Genomic DNA, 20,850 nt, shown 5'->3' on the forward strand with positions numbered 1-20,850 from the left:
CTGGCTTGGCGGCCGGTTTGGCAGCAGCGGTTTTAGCCACTGGCTTGGCGGCCGGTTTGGCAGCAGCAGTTTTAGCCACTGGCTTGGCGGCTGGTTTGGCAGCAGACGTTTTAGCCACTGGCTTGGCGGCTGGCTTTGCAGCAGCGGTTTTAGCCGCAGGCTTGGCAGCTGTTTTTGCAGCAGCCTTCGGCGCAGTAGCTTTTGCCGGCGTACGAGCGCCCAACGCTTTAGTCACGGCTTCCTTCACACGACCAACGCCCTGGGCCAGTTTCAGGCTTTCCTGAGCATCGCGTTTGAGTTGGGAAATGTAGGTGCGGGTTTCAGCTTGACGATCTTTAAGAGCATCCAGCAGGTCTTCAAGTTCTTTGACCGCGTCTTTGGCTTTGGCTTGTGCCTTGGCCTTGCCGGCTGTGGCGGCGCCTTGCAGTTTGGTGCGGGACTTGTGCAATTTTTCTTGCGCTTTACCGCGTTGCTTTTCCAGTTTGGCGAGCAGTTTTTCTGCATCAGCCAACGCTTGGGAACACGCGCTTTCCAGGTGTTCGAGCAAGCTGCCCGAAAGTTGTTGGAGTAAGTGCAACGGGGTATTTACAGGCTTCTGTTTGGCCGACATGGTTTACCTCCTGGCTGACGTGGGTGCGGCTCATACTAGCCCTCTGCTCTTACCGCCGCTAGGGCATGTTGACAGTATCGTTTGCCTTGCGTTGCACCTTCACAAAATTCTTATTGTTATAACGAAAAACCACGGCACTTTTTGCGTACTCACACTGGCATAATCCGTCGCACTTTCGGCGGGAGAATGCAGATGTCGCGTTACCTTTTTCTAGCACTTGGTTTGGCGATTTGCACAGCCAATGCAGGCGAGCAATCGCCGCCCAAAACCACTGACCAAGACTCCCACGACCTCGCGTACAGCTTGGGCGCAAGTCTCGGTGAACGCTTGCGCCAAGAGGTTCCCGACCTGCAGATTCAGGCCTTGGTCGACGGCCTCAAGCAAGCCTATCAAGGCAAGCCACTGGCGCTGGACAACGCACGTATCCAACAGATACTTGCCCAACACGAAGCGCAGAACGCGGCCGACGCTCAAGCGCCGCACAGTGAAAAAGCACTCGTTGCCGAACAGCAATTTTTAACCAGGGAAAAAGCCGCAGTCGGCGTGCGTGAGTTGCCGGAGGGCATTCTACTCACCGAACTGACGCCCGGCAGCGGCAACAAGCCATCGGCCAGTGATGAGGTGCAGGTGAAATACGTGGGGCGGTTGCCCGATGGCACGGTCTTCGATCAGAGCACGCAGCCTCAGTGGTTTCGCTTGGGCAGCGTGATCAATGGCTGGAACATTGCCCTGCAACAGATGCCGACAGGCGCGAAATGGCGCTTGGTGATTCCCTCCGCACAGGCCTATGGCGCCGACGGCGCAGGTGAACTGATCCCGCCGTATACACCGCTGGTGTTCGAGATCGAACTGCTCGGCACTCGCCACTGAGCGAATAAAAAACGGTGCGCAATGCGCACGTTTTTCAGTTACCACAGTGCGCATCAGACCAAGGCGTCGGCCTGTTCTTTGTGGGCGTTATGCAGCACTTCGATCAGGCAGTCTTCCAGTTCGAAACGCTCATGCAGCAACCCACCCAGCTCTTTGAATTTTTCTGCAACACACTGGCCGGCATCACACAGGTCGGTGAACGCCAGCAACTTCTCGGTGATGTCATCAATGCGCGGGTAAATGGTTTCAGCCAGGTCCAGACCACGCTGATCGTCAAAGGCTTCGGCCTCTTTGGTCAGTTGTTCGTAGACGCCGAAATGTCCAGCAGACACGTAGTCCACCAGCACACCACAGAAATCCTGCAACGATTCGCCACTCTCAGCCAGCGCCTCGGGCTTGGCGCCGAGATCATCAAAGGCCCGAACCAGCTCGTGACGTGCCCTCAGCCAGCTGTCGATCAGCTTGTGCACCCCACCCCAGCGTTCCTGAGCATTCTGACAACTTTCCAACATGATGTTCTCTCTTCCCTATAGGGGCGTTGCTGCCCTTTGCTCGCGCAACACTTCAAGGATAAAGCAGCGGGCGACCGAGGCCGCGAATGGCAAACGGATTCAATAATGCGTGCGGGCCAGATTATGCCCGCATGACTATGGCTTCAAGGTACGCAGGAGAGAAAGTTCATACAAGTGTTTAATCCCTGCCGACGTAACGTGAAGCGCTTTTACGGCTGCGCATGCTCCAAACGGCGGCTCAATAACAGCCGTGAAAACTGTATGACGCCGAGGAACAGCATCGCCAGGAAGAACAACAAGCTCCACTCGGGAAGGCTCAGATCAAGCAGCGTCCAGTTGATCTCCACGCAATCAACCGTGCCTTTGACCGTCGATTTCAGGGCTTGCCACAGCGACAGGTTTTCAATCATGTAATGCAGGCTTGGCCAGCAAGCATTGGCCTGCTCCGGCGCGGCATTTTGTAGCAGCACCTGGCGCACGGCGGTGATCGCACCGAACAGCGCACACCCCATGCTGGCCAAGCCGTAAAGGTAGGCGCCCATGCGTTTGGGGCTATGGAGCGCTCTGACCAGGTTGATCAGGGTGAAGGCCGCCAGAAAAATGCGCTGTACCTGGCAAAGGAAACAAGGCCGTAGCAGTGCGCCGTACTCAAGATAAAAAGACGCACCCAACGTCAGCGCACCGGCCAGGAACGCCAGAAGAAACAAGGAGCGTGAAGGGGCCAAAGACATTGTTATCCGTACCGCAAGAGATAGACCATTACGGTAGAGGAAAGGCCTTACCCCTTTCAATACGCGTTAGAGCAGACAATTCCGATAGAGCATAGGGATATGCCGTCAGAGCCTGGATGACTTAAAGCAACTGGCGGTAGGAATTTACTACCAAGCGCTCTACACCGAGCACTTGCAGCGTGCCGAGAGGCTGACCTCAGAAGTATCCGGGCCAACCCCAGGCGCTTTCCTACGTTAAACCCGAGCAGGCACAGGTAACGGTGACGCCAGCAAACGACTGTCCAGAAGGCCCAGGCCCTCCTGGAACAGTTGATTACTGCGCTCGGTATCACCCAACTGTGCCAGCAGACGCGCCAACTCCGCACAGGCTTCAGGATTACGCTGCACCCGCAGGCTGCTTTCCAGGTAGTCCCGCGACTTGCCCCACAAACTGTTTTGCAGACACAGGCGGCCAAGGGTCAGCAGCAGGCTGGCATCACCGGGATGGTCCTTGAGCCAGCCTTCGGCGAATTTCAACTGCCGGGCCGGGTCAGCGCCGCGCAGCAAACCATAGAGCCGGATCAGGTGGCTGTCATAGCCGCGCTTGATGGCGCCGCGCAACACTTCCTCAGCCTTGGCATCGGCGCCGAGCCGACGCAGTTGCTCAGCGTAAGCCACCACCAACTGCGGTTCTTGACGCTGGGCCGAAGTCAGTTGCTCCCAAGCGCGCTCCAGGGATTGCAAACCCGCTTCGCCCTGCTCTTGATGGTGCGCGGCCAAGCCCAGGTTTTCACCCCAGGCGCGACGCTCAAGTTCGGCCAACTCGGTGCCTGGAATCACTTTGTCTTTGCGCAATTCCGGCAACAGACGAATCACCGACGACCAATCACCACGCTGCTGATGCAGGCGCTGCAACTGGCGCAACACCTGTGGGTTACGCGGGTGACGCTCGTGCATGGCCTGCAAGGTCACCAGCGCACCGTCAGTATCGCCACGGTCCATCTGCAATTGCGCATGGCTCAAGGCGATGGCCAGTTCGGCCTGTGGCTGACGCTCCAGAGCGCGTTCCAACAGACCGTCAGACTCGTCATAACGGCCCTGCTCGTTGGCCGCACGCGCAGCCCCGAGGTAGTACAGCAAAGGGTGGCGCTCCGCCTCTGCGGCGCGATGCAAGTGACGTTCGGCACTCGCCCAGCGGCCTTCGGCAAGGTCCATCTGGCCCTGCTCAATCGCAATTTGCACACGACGGCTACGATTGCGCCGCGACCACGGGTTGACCATGCCACCGGAGGTGGTGAGCAAACTCAGCAACACACGAACTACGTAGATCGCCAGGCCGATGGCAAACAGCCCCAACAACGAAGCCCACAGGCTCGACTCGTAATTGAGCACATGGGGATAGGTAATCAGCACGTAGCCGGTGTGTTTCGAAATGCCCACGGCCAATGCCAGGGTGATCGCAATCACCAGCACCAGGATCACATAGAAACGCTTCATCGGCTCTACTCCTGCTTCGCCGGCGTGCCCGCCGACGCCTTGGCTTCATCGGCAGACAAATGCCGGCGCTCAAGGTAGGCCTGCACTGCCGCGAGGCTGGCGGCCAGGTCCGGCGTGACAACGGAGACGGCTTTAGGCTCAAGCTCGGCGATACGCGCCAGCATTGCCTTGCTCTGCGGGTTTTCCTGATTGAAGTTGTCTTGCAGCACGCTGCGCGCTTCACCCAGAGAACGGCTGTACACCGCCGTCTCGCCGTTGAGTGCAGCCCACTGCGCTTGTTCCAGCGCCAGGCTCAGGGCCAGACGTACCTGGTTCAAACCCTGGCCTGCGAGTAATGGGCGAATATTATCGTCAGGGTTAAAGTCGATGCGGAAGTAGCGGGAAATATGCTCCCACCATTGGCTCCAGCGGCTCTCGGGCTCAGCGCTCGACGGCCCTTTGGAGGACGGTTCGGTAAGCTCGTATTCCGGGGCGATAGCCGCCAACTGCACGACCTGATCGCGCAGCGCCGCCAGTTGCAGGTACAAACCGGTGCGGTCTGGCTGCTCGGTACTGCGCAACGCGGCAAGGCTTTTGGACAATTGCTCGCGCGCGGCGTAAGCGCCTGGATCGCTTTGCTCGCGTAGAATTTCGTCGGCACCCTGAACCAGCGACTGCGCACTGTTGATGTCCTGCAACGCCGACAAACGCAAGCTGGCAAGGCGGATCAGATGCTCGGCTTCGGCCAGGCGCCAGTCTTGGCGGCTGGCACCCAGCACGGTTTCCAGACGCTGGCTCAGGCGCTGTTGATCGCCCTGTAACTGGGCGACCAGACGGCGCCGCTCTTCCAGCTCATCCGCGGCAGGTAACTGCGCCAAGCGTGCGGCCAACTGTTGCTGGCTCTGCTTGAGGGTTTGCGATTGGTCATCAAGGGTCTGCACCTGGCTCAGCTGTTGCTGGCTGCTGGCTTGCAGGGCACGGACCTGCCAAATACCCCAACCGCCGACAGCAACCCCCGCGGCACCGAGCAGCAGGGCTACGATTGCCAGGCCATTGCCACGACGTGGCGCGGTGACCGGTGACTCAACCGGCGCATCAAGTGCGGGTTGAGTTTCATCTTTAGGCAAGGCTGTTTCGCTCACGTATCCGTCCTTTGCGTATCAGAGAGTGGCGGCGGCCTGCCTCATACGGCAGAGCTGCGCAACGCCACTAACAAAGCCGCGGCACTCGCGCCACGACAATCCACAACTTTTTCTGCGCCAGCGGCACGCGCCATTTCATAGACCCGCGGGCTGGGCACGAACAACGGCAGCTTCGCCACCTGCGGCCAATCATCGCCGGCCAGGGCTTGCAGGTGTAAAAAACCCTGCCCACTGCTGACCACCACGCCGTTCAAGCGTTCCAACTGGATGCGTTGCATCAACACCCCCGCGTCGTACGCCGGCAGTGAACGACGATACAACTCCAGGTAGTCGACACTAGCACCTTGCTCGCGCAAACGCTCAGCCAGCAGCTCTCGACCGCCCTCGCCACGCAAGATCAACACGTTGGCGGCGGGGCCTGCGACCGCCTCACGCAAGGCGGGCAATGCAAGCAACGCCTCGCTGTCATCGCCGGCTTGCGGGTATTCAACGTTGAGGCCGTGATCGGCCAATAGCTGCGCAGTGGCGGCGCCTACGCTGAACCATTGCACCTGCGGCCAAGGCTGATCCAACTGCTGCAGGGCAAGGCGCGCCGCTGGCTTGCTGACCACGATCACCGCGTTATAGCGACCCAGCTCACGAAACACCGCCTGTTGCTCAGCCGTGACTGGCAAGGCTTCGATGTCGAGCAAAGGCAAGCTGCTGCTGAAAATGCCGACGTCAGACAACGACGCAGCCAGCGCTGCCGACTCCTCGGCAGGTCGCGTCAGCAACACTCGCCAGGTGTTCACCGCGGCCCTTCCTCGCCGTAGATTTTTTGCAGGATGGCGCCTGCGCCTTTTTCCAGCAGCTCTTCTGCCACCTGGATACCCAGCGCGCTGGCATCGCGTTGCGGCCCGCGTATCTCAGCGGTGAGCAGCGTGCCGCCAGCCGGGTCGCCGACCAAACCACGCAGCCAAAGGTTTTCGCCTTCAAGCACGGCGTAGCAGGCAATCGGCACCTGGCAGCCACCGTTAAGGTGCTTGTTGAGCGCGCGCTCGGCGGTGACACGCACTTCAGTGTCAGGGTGATCAAGGGGTTTGAGCAGTGCGTGAATGTCAGCGTCGGCGGTACGGCACTCGATGCCGACTGCGCCCTGCCCGCCTGCGGGCAAGCTGTCTTCGACGCTGATGGCCGAGGTGATGCGGTCTTCGAAGCCCAAGCGAATCAAGCCTGCGGCGGCGAGGATGATCGCGTCATATTCGCCGGCATCCAGCTTGGCCAAGCGGGTGTTGACGTTGCCACGCAGGAAGCGAATTTGCAGGTCTGGGCGCCGGGTCAGTAACTGCGCCTGCCGACGCAAGCTCGATGTGCCGACGACACTGCCCAGAGGCAGCGCCTCCAGAGAAGCGAAATGGTTGGAGACAAAAGCGTCGCGCGGGTCTTCGCGCTCGCAGATGCAATACAGGCCCAAGCCTTCGGGGAAATCCATCGGCACGTCTTTCATCGAATGCACGGCGATGTCGGCTTCGTTTTCCAGCAGCGCGGTTTCCAGTTCCTTGACGAACAGACCCTTGCCGCCGATTTTCGACAAGGGTGAGTCGAGCAACTTGTCGCCGCGACTGACCATGGGCACCAGGGACACTTTCAGCCCCGGGTGGGCCTGTTCAAGACGCGCTTTGACGTATTCGGCCTGCCACAAGGCCAAGGCGCTTTTACGGGTGGCGATGCGGATCTCGCGAGAAGACATGGATCAATCCGTACTAAATAGATACGGCAGATAATAACAGCTCAGGCAAACACGCTTTGATTTGAATCAGCAAGTGCGGGGCCTCCCTGGCCATGTCGCACCGCGATAAAAAACGCACACCTCGCGGCAGCCCATAGGCTAAAGCTGCTGCATCATCTTGCGCACGCCCGCAACGTGGCGTCGGCTGACGATCAAGGCGTCGCCGTTAAGCCCTTTGAGGAACAACTGAAAGTGCCCCAGCGGCGTGCGTTGCAAGCGTTCAATGCGCTCGCGTGCGACCAGCGCGTTGCGGTGGATACGCACGAAGCGGTCGCCGAATTCATCCTCAAGCGCCTTGAGCGGCTCATCAAGCAACACTTCGCCGGCCTCGTGCCGCAGCGTCACGTACTTGTGATCGGCAATAAAATAGACCACCTGGTTCAGCGGGATCAGTTCGATGCCTTTGCGCGTTCGCGCGCTGATATGGCTACGCGGCCCGTTACCGCTTTGGGCGGCCGGCTGAGTCAGGGCAGCGAGTTGCACTCGGTTTGGGCGCTCGGCTTTTTTCAAGGCCTTGAGTAACGCATCGCCAGCCACTGGCTTAAACAGGTACGCAACGCCACTGTCCTCCAGTGCCTGCTCGGGGAACTCTTCTTGAGCGGCGCACAACACCACGGCAGGCGGCGATTCCCGCTCACTCAGGCGGGCGGCAACTTGCAAGCCATCAAGGCCTGGCAGGCGAATATCGAGCAGCACTACATCCGGCTTGAGGCTGTCGATCAGCGTCAACGCCTCCTCGCCGTTGGTGGCGCTCGGTTCCAGTACGGTGTAACCCTCGAGTTCACTGACCAAACGGCTCAGTCGCTCGCGGGCTTGGGGTTCGTCATCAACGATCAGGACATTCATATTGCGCTGGATTCCTGCGTGAGTCTCGCACAAGGATAGCGTAGACAGGTGCGGTGACTTGCGTCACAGCGATCCACGCTAAGACTAGCGCGAGCGGCAAAAAGTGCCCCGAGAGCGGCACCCAAATTTACCCGGACCTGTTCAATAACGCCCAAGATCTGCTGCCTTTGGGCATAGTCGTAGGGTTTGCTGATACACAATCCGAATACCCCGCTTTTTAATGGATAGTCTGGGCTATGACCGCAGCACCCGACTTTGGTGCGTTCACACACTATCAGTGCAACTGTAGACGCTCGCTGAGACGATATTGCTCATTCGTCAAATATTGCATCAATAAGTACCTGCTTGCAGTTTCTTCCCGGACGCGGTCCGCGGCAAGGCACTTAGCCATCCTCGGCACAAATAAAAATGCCGACCACCCGCAGCACCGCCTCCACGGGCAACCCTGTTATTATCGGCGACACACTTCCATGCCTCTTTTAAGCAGACCACGAGCGAATCCATGAGCACCGACAAGACCAACCAGTCCTGGGGCGGCCGCTTCAGTGAACCCGTCGACGCCTTCGTCGCCCGCTTCACCGCCTCCGTCACCTTCGACCAGCGCCTGTACCGCCACGACATCATGGGCTCGATCGCCCACGCCACGATGCTGGCCAAGGTCGGCGTGCTGACTGACGCCGAGCGCGACAGCATCATTGATGGCCTGACCACCATTCGCGGTGAGATCGAGGCCGGCACTTTTGACTGGCGCGTCGACCTGGAAGACGTGCACATGAATATCGAGGCCCGCCTCACCGATCGCATCGGTGTGACCGGCAAAAAACTGCACACCGGTCGCAGCCGTAACGACCAGGTGGCCACCGATATTCGCTTGTGGTTGCGCGATGAAATCGACCTGATCCTGTCCGAAATCACGCGCCTGCAAAAAGGTTTGCTGGAGCAGGCCGAGCGTGAATCGGGCACCATCATGCCCGGTTTCACTCACCTGCAAACGGCGCAGCCGGTAACCTTCGGCCACCACTTGCTGGCGTGGTTCGAAATGCTCAGCCGCGACTACGAACGCCTGGTCGATTGCCGCAAGCGCGCCAACCGCATGCCACTTGGCAGCGCCGCGCTGGCCGGCACCACCTACCCGATTGATCGTGAATACACCGCGCAATTGCTGGGTTTTGACGCCGTGGGCGGCAACTCCCTGGATGGCGTGTCCGACCGCGACTTCGCCATCGAATTCTGCGCCGCCGCCAGCATCGCGATGATGCACTTGTCGCGCTTCTCCGAAGAGCTGGTGCTGTGGACCAGCGCGCAATTCCAGTTCATCGACCTGCCTGACCGCTTCTGCACCGGCAGCTCGATCATGCCGCAAAAGAAAAACCCCGACGTGCCCGAGCTGGTGCGTGGCAAAAGCGGCCGCGTATTCGGCGCGCTGATGGGCCTGCTGACCTTGATGAAAGGCCAACCGCTGGCTTACAACAAAGACAATCAGGAAGACAAAGAGCCGCTGTTCGACGCCGCCGACACCCTGCGCGACTCGCTGCGTGCGTTTGCCGACATGATCCCGGCGATCAAGCCCAAACACGCGATCATGCGTGAAGCGGCCTTGCGCGGGTTCTCTACCGCGACGGACCTGGCGGACTACCTGGTGCGCCGTGGCCTGCCGTTCCGTGACTGCCACGAAATCGTCGGCCATGCCGTGAAATACGGCGTGGACACCGGCAAAGACCTGGCGGAAATGAGCCTGGAAGAGCTGCGCAAGTTCAGCGAACAGATCGAGCAAGATGTGTTTGCCGTACTGACGCTGGAAGGCTCGGTGAATGCACGCAACCACGTTGGCGGCACTGCGCCTGCGCAGGTCAAAGCAGCCGTGGTACGCGGCCTAGAGCTACTCGCCAGCCGCTAAAAGCTTCGCGAGCAAGCCCACTCCCACATTTGGCCGCATTCCAAGCCTGGAACTCGGTCAAGTGTGGGAGCGGGCTTGCTCGCGAAGGCGCCATCACCGGCGCAAACCCTCTATTTTTTGGCCGCGATCATCGCCATAAACGCCGGCATCGCCGCTTCCCGGTCCGCCGCGACTTTCTGTGCGTTGGGCATGGCATGCAATCGCTCCAACAACGCCTTGGCCGCCGGCAACTCCGCCAACAAATCCACGCCGAACAGCTTCTCGCCCACGGCGCAGGCAAGGTTCACGCTGTACATGAAGTAAATATCTGCAATCGTGAAGTTCTCCCCTGCGACATAGGGTGCGAACTTGCCATGTCGGCCTAAAGAGCCGGTCCCCAAGAGCAACTCAGCCCTTGATTTTTCCTTGATCGCCTCCGGCACCGGCATGCCGAAAAACGCTTCAGCGAAACACGCGCGGGCGGGCAACTCGATATACAGCTCGATTTCCCGGCACAGCGCCAGCACCTGAGCACGCTGAAACGGCTCGCCAGGCAGCAACGCAGGGCCTTCCTGGGTTTGCTCGATGTATTCGAGTATCACGCTGGTTTCGTTGATAAACCCCTGTTTGACCCCCAGAATCGGCACCTTGCCGCGAGGGCTGACCGACAGGGCTTCAGCCGTTTGGCCTGCGTAAAACGGCACCTCCTCAAACGGCAGGCCTTTCTCCAGCAGCGCCAGTTTGACCATGTTGTAGTAGTTGCTGACCGAAAATCCGTAAAGCTTGAGCATTGCGACTGCCTCCAGGCCGGGTGTGGGGTTGGCTGCAAGAGTTATAGATCCCCTGCGCCTGCCTTGCCAGCAGCATCACCCGCCTGAATGGGCGTAGACTGGCGGCCTTTTCCTTGAGGAGCCTGCCATGAGCGAGCCGACCGATATCGACAACGACGAAGAAGAGTTCACCGAAAGTACGCTGACCCAGGCCATCGAAAATCAGATCGAAAGCGACAATCCGCCTGCCGCCAAAGCGACGTTCAACAAGCTGACCCTGGTGGGTTACGAGCGCGACGACATTCTGAACCTGATGGCCCACGTGCTGGCTGTCGAAATTGACAAAATGCTCGAAGAAGACCGCGCATTCGATACCGAGTGGTACGAAACAGCGCTGCGGGCGCTGCCCGAATTGCCGCCGGAAAACGACTGAATCGAACACGTCCGTGGCGGCGGAGCCTGCTTCCTCGCCACAAACCTGCGCCATATCAAGACCCGGATGTTTCTGACTGGACAGCCCGGCAAAGTGCGTTCACCTTATGCCGTGCTAGCCTCTAATAAATACTTAGAACGTCTGGAGTCCTTATGTCGTATACCCCTGAATTGGTTGCCGAACTGGAAATCCTTGCACTCTTCAACCTGGGCAGCTCCCAGGAAGGCTTAAAAGTCCATCAAAGCGCAGCGCCCACTGCCATCGCCGCCGCCAAACGCCTTTTTGACAAAGAACTGACCACCCAGCCCGACGGTGGTTACCTGACCAGCCTCGGTCGGGATGCTGCCGAGCATGCCCAAGGCTTGCTGACGATTCTAAGCAAAACCCAAAAAGAAGCCGCCTGACCTTTGATACCGCCCATGGAGTCCGCCCCTTGCGGATTCCGAGGGCGTTGCTGTGGCCCGCACAAAATTCTGACGCCAAAAATCATTTCCCGCTAAACCTCCTGCGTTTCTGTCTGTAAACTCCTACACGGCCGCCCATGTCGGGCCTTGCGAGCCAACGAGTTCGACATGACCCGCACCCATGAAATACGCCCCGACCTGGACGAAGGCATCGACCGCAAGGTGCTGGCGCAACTGCGCACGCGGTTCATGGCCCTCAATGCAGGCCGTATGGCACGGGCTGTCGAAGGGCTGACACCGCGCCAACAAAGCGTACTGAGCGTGTTGCCGCTATTTTTTCACGTGAATCACCCGCTGTTGCCGGGTTATGTCTCCGGCAGCACACCGGCGGGCTTGTCGAATTTCGAACCGGATACTCAAGCCCTGACCGAAGCCCAGCGCCTGACCCGCTCGTTCTGCTACAAGCCGCGCCATGGCAACCCGTCGCTGCCGATTCACGGCCTGTTCCTGATGGGCAGCCTCGGCACCCTGGCCCAGGCGGATCAGAGCGATATGGACGTGTGGGTATGCCACGCGCCCGACCTCAGCGAAAACGAGTTGGCCGAGCTGCGCAAAAAATGCCAGTTACTTGAAGCCTGGGCATTGACCATGGGCGCCGAGGCGCACTTCTTCCTGATCGAACCGACGCGCTTTGTACTCGGTGAACGCGAGACCCAACTGAGCTCCGACGACTGTGGCACCACCCAGCATTACCTGCTGCTGGATGAGTTCTACCGCACCGCCATCTGGCTGGCCGGGCGCACACCGATCTGGTGGCTGGTGCCGGTGTACGAAGAAACCCGTTACGCCGAGTTCACCCACACGCTGCTCTCCAAGCGTTTTATTCGTGCCGATGAAACCCTCGACCTTGGCCACTTGGCGCACATTCCCCCCGGCGAATTCATTGGCGCCGGGCTCTGGCAACTGTTCAAGGGCATCGAGTCGCCGTATAAATCGGTACTCAAACTGCTGCTGACCGAGGTGTACGCCAGCGAACACCCAAACGTGCAGTGCCTGAGCCTGCGCTTCAAGCGCGCGGTATTCGCTAACCAGATCGACCTGGATGAGCTGGACCCGTACATCGTGGTCTACCGCCGCATTGAGGAATACCTAAAAGCGCGCAACGAGCCGGAGCGCCTGGAATTGCTCAGGCGCAGCCTGTACTTGAAGGTCAACCGCAAGCTCAGCGCGGGCCAACGCGGCACTGGCTGGCAACGGCTATTAATGGAACGCCTGGCGCATGAATGGGGTTGGGACCCACGCCAACTGGCCCTGCTGGACAGCCGCAGCCAGTGGAAGGTGCGCCAAGTGGCTGTCGAGCGCCGTGCACTGGTCAATGAGCTGAACCACAGCTACCGCTTCCTCACGCAATTCGCCCGTACCGAGCAAACCGTCAGCCTGATCAACAAGCGCGACCTCAACGTGCTGGGCCGACGTCTTTATGCAGCGTTCGAACGCAAAGCCGGCAAAGTCGAATTCATCAACCCAGGCATCGCCCCTGATTTGGCCGAAGACACCCTGACCCTGGTGCAATCGCCCAACCGTAAAGAGCCGGGCCTGCATGACTGGGGCCTTTACAACGGCAACCTTACGGCGCTGGAATGGGAGCACTTCGCGCCGATCAAGCGCAGCCGCGATCTGCTCGAAATGCTTACCTGGTGCCACCGCAACGGCGTGATCGACAGCAGCACCCACTTGGCGCTGCACCCGGGCGTCAGCGACATGACGGAATTTGAGCTGTTCAATTTACTCGGCAGCCTGCAACAAACCATCGCACTGCCCTTGGTCAGCGTCGACGAGGAGCGCCTGTTGCGCCCGGCGGTGCCAGAAGAGGTGTTGTTACTGATCAACGTCGGCGTCGACCCGCTCAAGCATCACCGCGACCTGAATATCCTGATGACCACCGAGCGCACCGACTCCCTGAGCTACGCAGGCAAACGCGACAACCTGGTACTGACGCTGGATCAGGTCACACTTAACAGTTGGAACGAGGTAATGGTGAGCCGCTACGACGGGCCTCACGCGTTGCTCGATTGCCTGCGTGACTACCTCAACCAACTGCCGCCCGACCATTTGCCCCGGCTGCGGGTGCGTTGCTTCTGTCACAACCGCGCGCCGTTCATTGCCCAGCGCGTCGAAGAAATTTTCGACACCGCGCAAACCCTGCTGCTCGGCCAGTCCAACCATCGCTACCTGTTGCAGGTGCAACAGCACTATCACGTGATGGAGCTGACGCCGGGCCATGCCACCCATGTGTCACTGCCAACGCAGGAAGCGCTGATCGCCTACCTCAGTGAAGAACTGGCCAGCTACACCCCGCTGCACCTGGACGCAATGGCCCTGGAAGACCACGACCTGGCGCTGCTGCTGCCGATGGGCCTGGCCGATTGCGTGCAGGTGTTTTACCGGGTCAATGAAGGCTTTGCCGAGCTGTATGTGTTGGATGAATTCAACGCGCTCTGGCAGCAACGCTTGCCGTTTCACGACGAGCAGAGCCTGTTGGCGCCGTTGCAGCGCTTTCTGCAATCGATACTCTATCGCCGGGAGGCGTTATCGCCGCTGAATACGCAACAGCCGCTGGGCGATGTACACACCCTGTATTACCAACTGTTGCCGTCAGGCAGTCATCGCGCACGCGGCATAGAGCCCCGACCGACCCCGCACAACCCCGCCAACCAGCCGTTTTATGACGTGCAGGCAATTATCGGCAAAGCAGCGCCCGGCCAAGTGGGCATTACCCTGTACTGCAATCAGCGGGAGTTTTCCGAACTGGAGTTTGGCGACCAACTGTTTGCAGTAGTCGCCCGGCAAATCGTCGAGCAACGCCGCGAAACCCAGCGCTATCGCTGCTACATCACCGACCTCGACCTGTCCGGCCTGCTCGGCGATGTGCAAAGCCCGAGCAACTTGTACCTGCGCTACAAGGCCGAGCTGGAGCTGGCGCTGAACGAAGCGCTGAACCAGGTTTAAAGCGGCTGTTTTTTACAGGGGGAATGCGCCGCCGTCTTTGGGCTGGCCCTCGACGCTGAGCAGTTCGAGCTTCAGGGTTTTGCCGCCGGGTGCCGGCCAGTCGATGTGCTGGCCCACTTTCAAGCCGAGCAATGCACTGCCAACCGGCGCCAGGATAGAGATCTTGCCTTCATCGGCATTCGCGTCTTTAGGGTAAACCAGGGTCAGGTGATAGTCCTTGCCGCTGCCTTGCTCGCGGCAATGCACGCTGGAGTTCATGGTCACCACACCTGCAGCCACGTCCTCGTGGCCAACCACCTCTTCAGCGCGGTCGAGTTCGGCTTGCAACGCTTCGACACCGGGAAATTCGTCGCCCAAACGGTCGATCAGTTGCTCCAGACGCTGTACGTCCAGGCGGGTGAGGATGATGGAAGGGACAGTGGTCATGATTCAGGCAGACTCCTTTTTTCTGCGCAAAAAAGCAAAACCCCGCCAGAAAAAGGCGGGGTTCTCACGGACCTCGATGAGTTGAGGTGTACCCGGACACTACCACAGCGTCACAAATAAACAAGACGACTCAGGCGTGGGCCTTGCGCTGCGCAGCCTCTGCGCAGATCACGCGGCGCCGGGCATCGTCGGCAGAGCGCCATTCGCGAATATCTTCCACATGGCGAAAGCAACCGAGGCAGACTTTTTGCTCATCCAGGCGACACAAACTGATACAAGGTGACGGCACCGCCGGGCTGACGTTGCTGAACAGCGGCTTGGGCGGGCGTACAGGTGCAGGCTGGCTCACAATCATTTCTCGTCGGGGTTCAGCTCATCAAAGTCCAGCTCGGCGCCGGATTGTTCCGACACCAGGCGCGCGAGCATTTCGCTCAACAGCTCTTCAGTGGTGTCGTGTACCCAACGCTTTTCATCTTCGTCGTAGTCAAAGTGAAAACCGCCCGAACGCGCTGCCAGCCAGAGCTGACGCAAGGGCTCTTGGCGACTGAAGATCAGTTGGGTGCCATTTTCAAACTTGACGGTCAGTACGCCGGCCGAGTTTTCCAGGTCCACGTCCAGACCGCTGTCGTCGAAAATATCTTCCAGCGCTTGCTGGGTCGAATCCACCAGGTCGTGAAAGCGGGCTTCGGTCAAACTCATTGTGGCAACCTCAAAAGTGTCTGGTTTTGCTCAAGCGCCGCACGATACGGGCGAGCCTCGCCGAATGCAAAGGATACCGATTTCATCCGTGATGGCTGCATGAAATATCCTCAGCAAGCGTAGCCCGCTTCTTGACTGTCTCGGCAAACCCCCGCTGGACGGGTATTCCAGCGCATAGGCAAGCTGCCGGGTGGTCGGTATACTCGGGCGCAATTAATGCATATTCAAGGATTTCGCCATGAAGCGCCTGATCTCTTCCCTTGCTGCGCTCGTCGCGGTCGCTTGCCTAGTTAGTGCCTGTGGTCAAAAAGGCCCGCTGTACCTGCCCGATGACAGCAAAGACCCGAATGAACAGGCGCAGTCGTCGCAAAAGCCGTCGAAAGCGCACAAGCACGACACTTACTAAGGTAACCCCATGGACGCTTTTAACTACCGGGACGGCGAGCTGTTCGCGGAAGGCGTGGCGTTGTCCGCGATTGGCGAGCGCTTTGGCACCCCGACCTATGTGTACTCGCGTGCCCATATCGAAGCTCAATACCGCAGCTTCGCCGACGCGCTGCAAGGCACGCCGAGCCTGGTGTGCTACGCGGTCAAAGCCAACTCCAACCTGGGTGTACTGAATGTCCTGGCGCGCTTGGGCGCCGGTTTCGACATCGTCTCCCGTGGCGAGCTGGAACGTGTACTGGCGGCCGGCGGCACGGCGGACAAAATCGTTTTCTCCGGCGTAGGCAAGAGCCGCGAAGACATGCGCCGCGCACTCGAAGTGGGCGTGCATTGCTTCAACGTTGAATCCACCGACGAGCTGGAACGCCTGCAAATCGTGGCCGCCGAGATGGGCGTTCGCGCGCCGGTGTCCCTGCGCGTGAACCCGGACGTCGACGCCGGCACCCACCCGTACATTTCCACCGGTCTTAAAGAGAACAAGTTCGGCATCGCGATTGCCGACGCCGAGGACGTGTACATCCGCGCCGCACAGTTGCCGAACCTCGAAGTGCTGGGCGTCGACTGCCATATCGGCTCGCAACTGACTACCCTGCCGCCGTTTATCGATGCGCTCGACCGCCTGCTGGCGCTGATCGACCGCTTGGGCGAGTGCGGCATCTACCTGCACCACATCGACCTCGGTGGCGGCGTGGGCGTGCGTTATCGCGATGAAGAGCCGCCGCTGGTGGCTGACTACATCAAGGCCGTGCGCGAGCGCATCGAAGGCCGTGACCTGACGCTGATGTTCGAACCGGGCCGCTATATCGTCGCCAACGCCGGCGTGCTGCTGACTCAGGTTGAATACCTCAAGCACACTGAACACAAGGATTTCGCCATCGTCGACGCGGCGATGAACGACCTGATTCGCCCGGCGCTGTACCAGGCCTGGATGAATGTCAGCGCCGTGAAGCCTCGCGCGGGCGAAACCCGTGCCTATGACATCGTTGGCCCGATTTGCGAAACCGGCGACTTCCTGGCCAAGGATCGTCAGTTGGCCCTCGAAGAAGGCGATTTGCTGGCCGTGCATTCGGCGGGTGCCTATGGGTTTGTCATGAGTTCCAACTACAACACCCGCGGGCGTACCGCCGAGGTGCTGGTGGACGGTGATCAAGCGTTTGAAGTGCGTCGCCGCGAGACGGTAGCCGAGTTGTATGCTGGCGAAAGCCTGCTGCCGGAGTAAGCCATGCTGCTGCGTTTTACCAAGATGCACGGGCTGGGCAACGATTTCATGGTCCTCGACCTGGTCAGCCAGCACGCGCATATCCTGCCCAAACACGCTAAACAGTGGGGCGACCGTCACACCGGCATTGGCTTCGACCAGTTGCTGCTGGTTGAGGCGCCGAGCAACCCGGACGTGGATTTCCGTTACCGGATCTTCAATTCCGACGGCTCCGAAGTGGAACAATGCGGCAACGGTGCGCGCTGCTTCGCGCGCTTTGTGCTGGACAAGCGCCTGACCGCCAAGCGCCAGATTCGCGTCGAGACCAAGAGCGGCGTGATCGAACTGGATATTCGCAGTGACGGTCAAATCAGCGTCAACATGGGCGCGCCGCACCTGGTGCCGGCGGATATTCCGTTCCTGGCCACCGAGCAGGCGACCCACTACGCGCTCGAAGTGGATGGCAAGACCGTCGACATCGCCGCCGTGTCCATGGGCAACCCGCATGCTGTGCTGCGGGTCAATGACATCAATAGCGCCCCGGTGCACGAACTGGGGCCGAAGATCGAACATCACCCGCACTTTCCAGCACGGGTGAACGTGGGTTTCCTGCAGGTGATCGACCGTTCCCGCGCGCAATTGCGTGTGTGGGAACGCGGCGCCGGCGAAACCCAGGCCTGCGGCACCGGTGCTTGCGCCGCTGCCGTGGCCGCGATCAGCCAAGGGTGGATGGATTCGCCGCTGCTGATCGACCTGCCCGGTGGACGTTTGTCCATCGAATGGGCAGGCCCTGGCCACCCGGTGATGATGACCGGGCCGGCCTCGCGTGTATACGAAGGACAGGTCCGTCTATGAGTGAGCCAAGCCAATGACCGATAAGCCTCAAGTACCCGCCCAAGCTAACCCGAGCGAATGCCTGGAGGCCGCTGCTGTTGCGGCGTACCTTGAGGCAAACCCGGACTTCTTCGTGGAACACGAAGAGCTGCTGCCCGCCCTGCGCATCCCCCACCAACGCGGCGACACCGTGTCGCTGGTGGAGCGACAGATGAAGATCCTGCGCGAGCGCAATATAGAAATGCGCCATCGGCTCTCGCAGTTGATGGACGTGGCACGCGACAACGACCGCCTGTTCGACAAGACGCGCCGCCTGATTCTGATGCTGATGGACGCCACCAGCCTGGAAGAAACGGTAATCGCCGTGGAAGACAGCCTGCGCCAGGATTTTCAGGTGCCGTTTGTCAGCCTGATCCTGTTCAGCGACAACCCGATGCCGGTGGGTCGCTGGGTCAGCGGTGGCGAAGCGCAAACCGCAATTGGCGGCCTGCTCTCGGACGGTAAAACCATCAGCAGCACCCTGCGTGAGCACGAGTTGGACTTCCTGTTTGGTGCCGAACAGCGCAAGCAGATCGGCTCCACCGCCGTCGTCGCGCTCAGCCACCAAGGCCTGCATGGCGTATTGGCCATCGCCAGCCGAGACCCTCAGCACTACAAAAGCTCAGTCGGCACACTGTTTTTGACCTACATCGCCGAAGTGCTGGGCCGCGTCTTGCCGCGCTTCACCACTGCCCTGCGCGCGGTGCGCTAGCCATGGAACGGCAACTGGACGCTTACTGCGCTCACCTGCGCAGTGAGCGCCAGGTGTCGCCGCACACCCTGGAAGCGTATCGGCGGGACTTGAACAAGGTCTTGGCGTACTGTGAAAAACACCAGATCGCCAGTTGGAAGGCCTTGGACATCCAGAGCCTGCGCAGTCTGATCGCGCGGCTGCACCAGCAAGGCCAGTCCTCGCGCAGTTTGGCGCGGCTGCTGTCAGCGGTGCGTGGCCTTTATCACTACCTGAACCGCGAAGGCTTGTGCGAGCACGACCCGGCCAATGGCCTGGCACCGCCCAAGGGCGAGCGCCGCCTGCCCAAGACCCTCGACACTGATCGCGCCCTGCAATTGCTCGATGGCGCCGTGGAGGATGACTTTCTCGCGCATCGCGACCAGGCGATTCTTGAGCTGTTCTATTCCTCCGGCCTGCGCCTGTCGGAGCTGACCGGGCTGAACCTCGATCAACTGGACCTCGCGGATGGCTTGGTGCAAGTGCTCGGCAAGGGCAGCAAAACCCGTGTGCTGCCGGTCGGCCGCAAAGCCCGAGAAGCCTTGCAACTGTGGTTGCCGCTGCGCCTTTTGACCAACCCGGCGGACGACGCGGTGTTTGTCAGCCAGCAAGGCCGACGCTTGGGGCCGCGGGCGATTCAGCTGCGCGTGAAGGCTGCGGGCGAGCGCGAACTGGGGCAAAACCTGCACCCGCACATGCTGCGACACTCCTTTGCCAGCCACATGCTGGAATCATCCCAAGACCTGCGCGCGGTGCAGGAACTGCTCGGCCACTCCGACATCAAGACCACGCAGATCTACACCCACCTCGACTTCCAGCACCTGGCAACGGTGTACGACAGCGCCCATCCACGGGCCAAACGCATCAAGGGCGGCGACTCATGAGTATCAAGCTGATTACCTTCGACCTGGACGACACGCTCTGGGACAACGTACCTGTCATCATCAGTGCCGAAGCATCCATGCGCGAGTGGTTGGCAACCCACGCCAGCAAGGTCGGCGACTTGCCCCTGGAGCATTTCGCCAGCCTTCGCCAAAACGTGCTGGAGCGCCACCCCGAGCTCAAATACCGCATCAGCCTCTTGCGCCATCGCGTGTTGATGCACGCGTTCGAAGAGGCGGGTTATCCACAGCCTGAGGCCACAGAAATGGCGGATGTGTGTTTCGAGGCGTTTATTCACGCGCGCCACCAGATCACTCCATTCCCTGAAGCCGAACCCATGCTGCAAGCGCTGCGCCAGCACTTTTTGCTCGGGGTGATCACCAACGGCAATGCCGATGTGCAACGCGTTGGCTTGGCCAACTATTTCCACTTTGCCCTGCGGGCCGAAGATATCGGCATCGCCAAGCCGGATGCGCGATTGTTTCACGAGGCGTTGCAACGCGGCGGCGTGGAGGCGAGCGCGGCGGTGCATGTGGGTGATCACCCCGGCGATGACATCGCCGGCGCCCAGCAGGCCGGGCTTCGCGCGGTGTGGTTCAACCCGGCGGGCAAGGCTTGGGAAGGCGATAAAGCTCCGGATGCGCAGATTCGCAAACTGGCTGAGTTGCCGGAGCTGCTGCGCAACTGGCAATAACATCGAAGATGGCAGCGCGCTGTAAGTTTTATTCCAGCCATGAAAAAGCCCGCAGCGACGGCGGGCTTTTTTTACAAGCGTGCAGCTGACCTCAGATAGGCCGGCTGCCGTACTTGTTATCCGGCTTCTTCGGCGGATCGGCAACCACGTTGGCCTCGACTTCCTGCACTTTGCCGCCTTTAGCGAGGAATTCTTCCATCGCACGGGCCAGCGCATCGCGCTCTTTGTTCTTGGCTTCAACGCTCGGCAATTCATCTACCGATACAGCGGCCTTGGCTTTGCCTTTGGATGCTTTGGCAGGGGCGTCATCGCCACCGTCATCGGCTTCGTCAGCCACGTCTTCAGCTGCCGCTTCAAGACCCTCTTCGGCCTCGTCGTCGTCACCTACTTCGAGTTCGTCGTTTTCCAGATCATCGTCGCTCATGTTCTACCTCATGACTTGCGAAAAGCAGATTAGTTATAGCCCAGCTTCACCCTC

24 protein-coding genes are annotated in these 20,850 nt (G+C 60.0%); 11 read left to right on the plus strand and 13 right to left on the minus strand.

Going from position 1 to position 20,850, the window contains the following annotated elements; genetic code table 11:
* Positions 1-610, minus strand: a 610-nt coding sequence (locus F0169_RS27350; RefSeq protein ID WP_194166010.1) for an AlgP family protein, incomplete at its 3' end; no start/stop codon positions are given.
* A gap of 192 nt (positions 611-802) precedes the next feature.
* Here F0169_RS27350 and F0169_RS07440 point away from each other — a divergent pair.
* Entirely contained in the window at positions 803-1,480 is a 678-nt protein-coding gene (locus tag F0169_RS07440; protein ID WP_152746138.1) for an FKBP-type peptidyl-prolyl cis-trans isomerase, read from the plus strand.
* 53 nt (positions 1,481-1,533) lie between these two features.
* On the opposite strand, the gene F0169_RS07445 is transcribed toward F0169_RS07440, so the two are convergent.
* From F0169_RS07445 to F0169_RS07475, 7 genes are all read right to left on the minus strand, one after another.
* Positions 1,534-1,992 carry an Rsd/AlgQ family anti-sigma factor gene (locus F0169_RS07445; RefSeq protein ID WP_058413794.1) on the minus strand — a complete coding sequence of 153 codons (459 nt, stop codon included), beginning with the start codon at positions 1,990-1,992 and terminating at the stop codon, positions 1,534-1,536.
* A gap of 209 nt (positions 1,993-2,201) precedes the next feature.
* Positions 2,202-2,723 carry a disulfide bond formation protein B gene (locus tag F0169_RS07450; RefSeq protein WP_152746139.1) on the minus strand — a complete coding sequence of 174 codons (522 nt, stop codon included), beginning with the start codon at positions 2,721-2,723 and terminating at the stop codon, positions 2,202-2,204.
* A gap of 234 nt (positions 2,724-2,957) precedes the next feature.
* Positions 2,958-4,199, minus strand: a complete 1,242-nt coding sequence (locus F0169_RS07455) for a heme biosynthesis protein HemY (protein WP_152746140.1) — start codon at positions 4,197-4,199, stop codon at positions 2,958-2,960.
* A gap of 5 nt (positions 4,200-4,204) precedes the next feature.
* Positions 4,205-5,320, minus strand: a complete 1,116-nt coding sequence (locus tag F0169_RS07460) for a uroporphyrinogen-III C-methyltransferase (RefSeq protein WP_172979366.1) — start codon at positions 5,318-5,320, stop codon at positions 4,205-4,207.
* 41 nt (positions 5,321-5,361) lie between these two features.
* Positions 5,362-6,111: a uroporphyrinogen-III synthase gene (locus F0169_RS07465; protein WP_172979367.1), complete on the minus strand. Its 750-nt coding sequence runs from the start codon at positions 6,109-6,111 to the stop codon at positions 5,362-5,364.
* Positions 6,108-7,049 carry a hydroxymethylbilane synthase gene (gene hemC / locus F0169_RS07470; RefSeq protein WP_122249585.1) on the minus strand — a complete coding sequence of 314 codons (942 nt, stop codon included), beginning with the start codon at positions 7,047-7,049 and terminating at the stop codon, positions 6,108-6,110. Before hemC ends, F0169_RS07465 begins: the two co-directional genes overlap by 4 nt.
* 138 nt (positions 7,050-7,187) lie before the next feature.
* The gene (locus F0169_RS07475; RefSeq protein ID WP_058413800.1) at positions 7,188-7,934 is read right to left on the minus strand and encodes a LytR/AlgR family response regulator transcription factor; all 747 of its coding nucleotides are present in this window, start codon (positions 7,932-7,934) and stop codon (positions 7,188-7,190) included.
* Positions 7,935-8,436: 502 nt separating this feature from the next.
* Between F0169_RS07475 and argH the strand changes: the two genes are divergently transcribed.
* Positions 8,437-9,831, plus strand: a complete 1,395-nt coding sequence (gene argH / locus F0169_RS07480) for an argininosuccinate lyase (RefSeq protein ID WP_152746141.1) — start codon at positions 8,437-8,439, stop codon at positions 9,829-9,831.
* A gap of 110 nt (positions 9,832-9,941) precedes the next feature.
* Here the strand turns inward: argH and F0169_RS07485 are convergent, their stop codons facing one another.
* On the minus strand, positions 9,942-10,601 hold the full coding sequence (locus F0169_RS07485; RefSeq protein WP_152746142.1) for a glutathione S-transferase family protein: 660 nt from the start codon (positions 10,599-10,601) through the stop codon (positions 9,942-9,944).
* 127 nt (positions 10,602-10,728) lie between these two features.
* On the opposite strand from F0169_RS07485, the gene F0169_RS07490 reads away from it, so the two are divergent.
* The 3 genes from F0169_RS07490 to F0169_RS07500 all read left to right on the plus strand — a co-directional run bounded on the left by F0169_RS07490 (position 10,729) and on the right by F0169_RS07500 (position 14,426).
* The gene (locus tag F0169_RS07490; RefSeq protein WP_058413803.1) at positions 10,729-11,013 is read left to right on the plus strand and encodes a hypothetical protein; all 285 of its coding nucleotides are present in this window, start codon (positions 10,729-10,731) and stop codon (positions 11,011-11,013) included.
* A 152-nt stretch (positions 11,014-11,165) separates the two neighbouring features.
* The gene (locus F0169_RS07495) at positions 11,166-11,417 is read left to right on the plus strand and encodes a TIGR02647 family protein (RefSeq protein ID WP_058413804.1); all 252 of its coding nucleotides are present in this window, start codon (positions 11,166-11,168) and stop codon (positions 11,415-11,417) included.
* Positions 11,418-11,585: 168 nt separating this feature from the next.
* Positions 11,586-14,426, plus strand: a complete 2,841-nt coding sequence (locus F0169_RS07500; protein ID WP_152746143.1) for a class I adenylate cyclase — start codon at positions 11,586-11,588, stop codon at positions 14,424-14,426.
* Between the two features lie 12 nt (positions 14,427-14,438).
* Here the strand turns inward: F0169_RS07500 and rnk are convergent, their stop codons facing one another.
* The 3 genes from rnk to cyaY form a co-directional block, all read right to left on the minus strand.
* Positions 14,439-14,852 (minus strand): nucleoside diphosphate kinase regulator, encoded by a 414-nt coding sequence (rnk, locus tag F0169_RS07505; RefSeq protein WP_122249589.1) that lies wholly within the window; start codon positions 14,850-14,852, stop codon positions 14,439-14,441.
* Positions 14,853-14,982: 130 nt separating this feature from the next.
* Positions 14,983-15,201, minus strand: a complete 219-nt coding sequence (locus F0169_RS07510) for a DUF1289 domain-containing protein (RefSeq protein WP_058413840.1) — start codon at positions 15,199-15,201, stop codon at positions 14,983-14,985.
* Between the two features lie 2 nt (positions 15,202-15,203).
* Positions 15,204-15,551, minus strand: a complete 348-nt coding sequence (gene cyaY, locus F0169_RS07515; RefSeq protein ID WP_152746145.1) for an iron donor protein CyaY — start codon at positions 15,549-15,551, stop codon at positions 15,204-15,206.
* A 238-nt stretch (positions 15,552-15,789) separates the two neighbouring features.
* Between cyaY and lptM the strand changes: the two genes are divergently transcribed.
* From lptM to F0169_RS07545, 6 genes are read left to right on the plus strand one after another with little or no spacing between them, the layout of a single operon-like run.
* Positions 15,790-15,957, plus strand: coding sequence for an LPS translocon maturation chaperone LptM (gene lptM / locus F0169_RS07520; protein WP_003195417.1), 168 nt, complete (start codon positions 15,790-15,792; stop codon positions 15,955-15,957).
* Between the two features lie 9 nt (positions 15,958-15,966).
* Positions 15,967-17,214, plus strand: coding sequence for a diaminopimelate decarboxylase (lysA, locus tag F0169_RS07525; protein ID WP_058413808.1), 1,248 nt, complete (start codon positions 15,967-15,969; stop codon positions 17,212-17,214).
* Between the two features lie 3 nt (positions 17,215-17,217).
* Entirely contained in the window at positions 17,218-18,048 is an 831-nt protein-coding gene (gene dapF / locus F0169_RS07530) for a diaminopimelate epimerase (protein WP_152746146.1), read from the plus strand.
* A 13-nt stretch (positions 18,049-18,061) separates the two neighbouring features.
* Positions 18,062-18,778, plus strand: coding sequence for a DUF484 family protein (locus F0169_RS07535; protein WP_058413810.1), 717 nt, complete (start codon positions 18,062-18,064; stop codon positions 18,776-18,778).
* Positions 18,779-18,780: 2 nt separating this feature from the next.
* Positions 18,781-19,680 (plus strand): tyrosine recombinase XerC, encoded by a 900-nt coding sequence (gene xerC / locus F0169_RS07540; RefSeq protein ID WP_122249592.1) that lies wholly within the window; start codon positions 18,781-18,783, stop codon positions 19,678-19,680.
* The gene (locus tag F0169_RS07545) at positions 19,677-20,372 is read left to right on the plus strand and encodes an HAD family hydrolase (RefSeq protein ID WP_152746147.1); all 696 of its coding nucleotides are present in this window, start codon (positions 19,677-19,679) and stop codon (positions 20,370-20,372) included. Before xerC ends, F0169_RS07545 begins: the two co-directional genes overlap by 4 nt.
* Positions 20,373-20,463: 91 nt before the next feature.
* Here F0169_RS07545 and sutA read toward each other — a convergent pair whose 3' ends face one another.
* Positions 20,464-20,796 (minus strand): transcriptional regulator SutA, encoded by a 333-nt coding sequence (gene sutA / locus F0169_RS07550; RefSeq protein WP_058413813.1) that lies wholly within the window; start codon positions 20,794-20,796, stop codon positions 20,464-20,466.
* Between the last annotated feature and the right edge of the window lie 54 nt (positions 20,797-20,850).

Origin of the sequence: Pseudomonas kitaguniensis (assembly GCF_009296165.1) — a bacterium.
Lineage (GTDB): Bacteria > Pseudomonadota > Gammaproteobacteria > Pseudomonadales > Pseudomonadaceae > Aquipseudomonas > Aquipseudomonas kitaguniensis.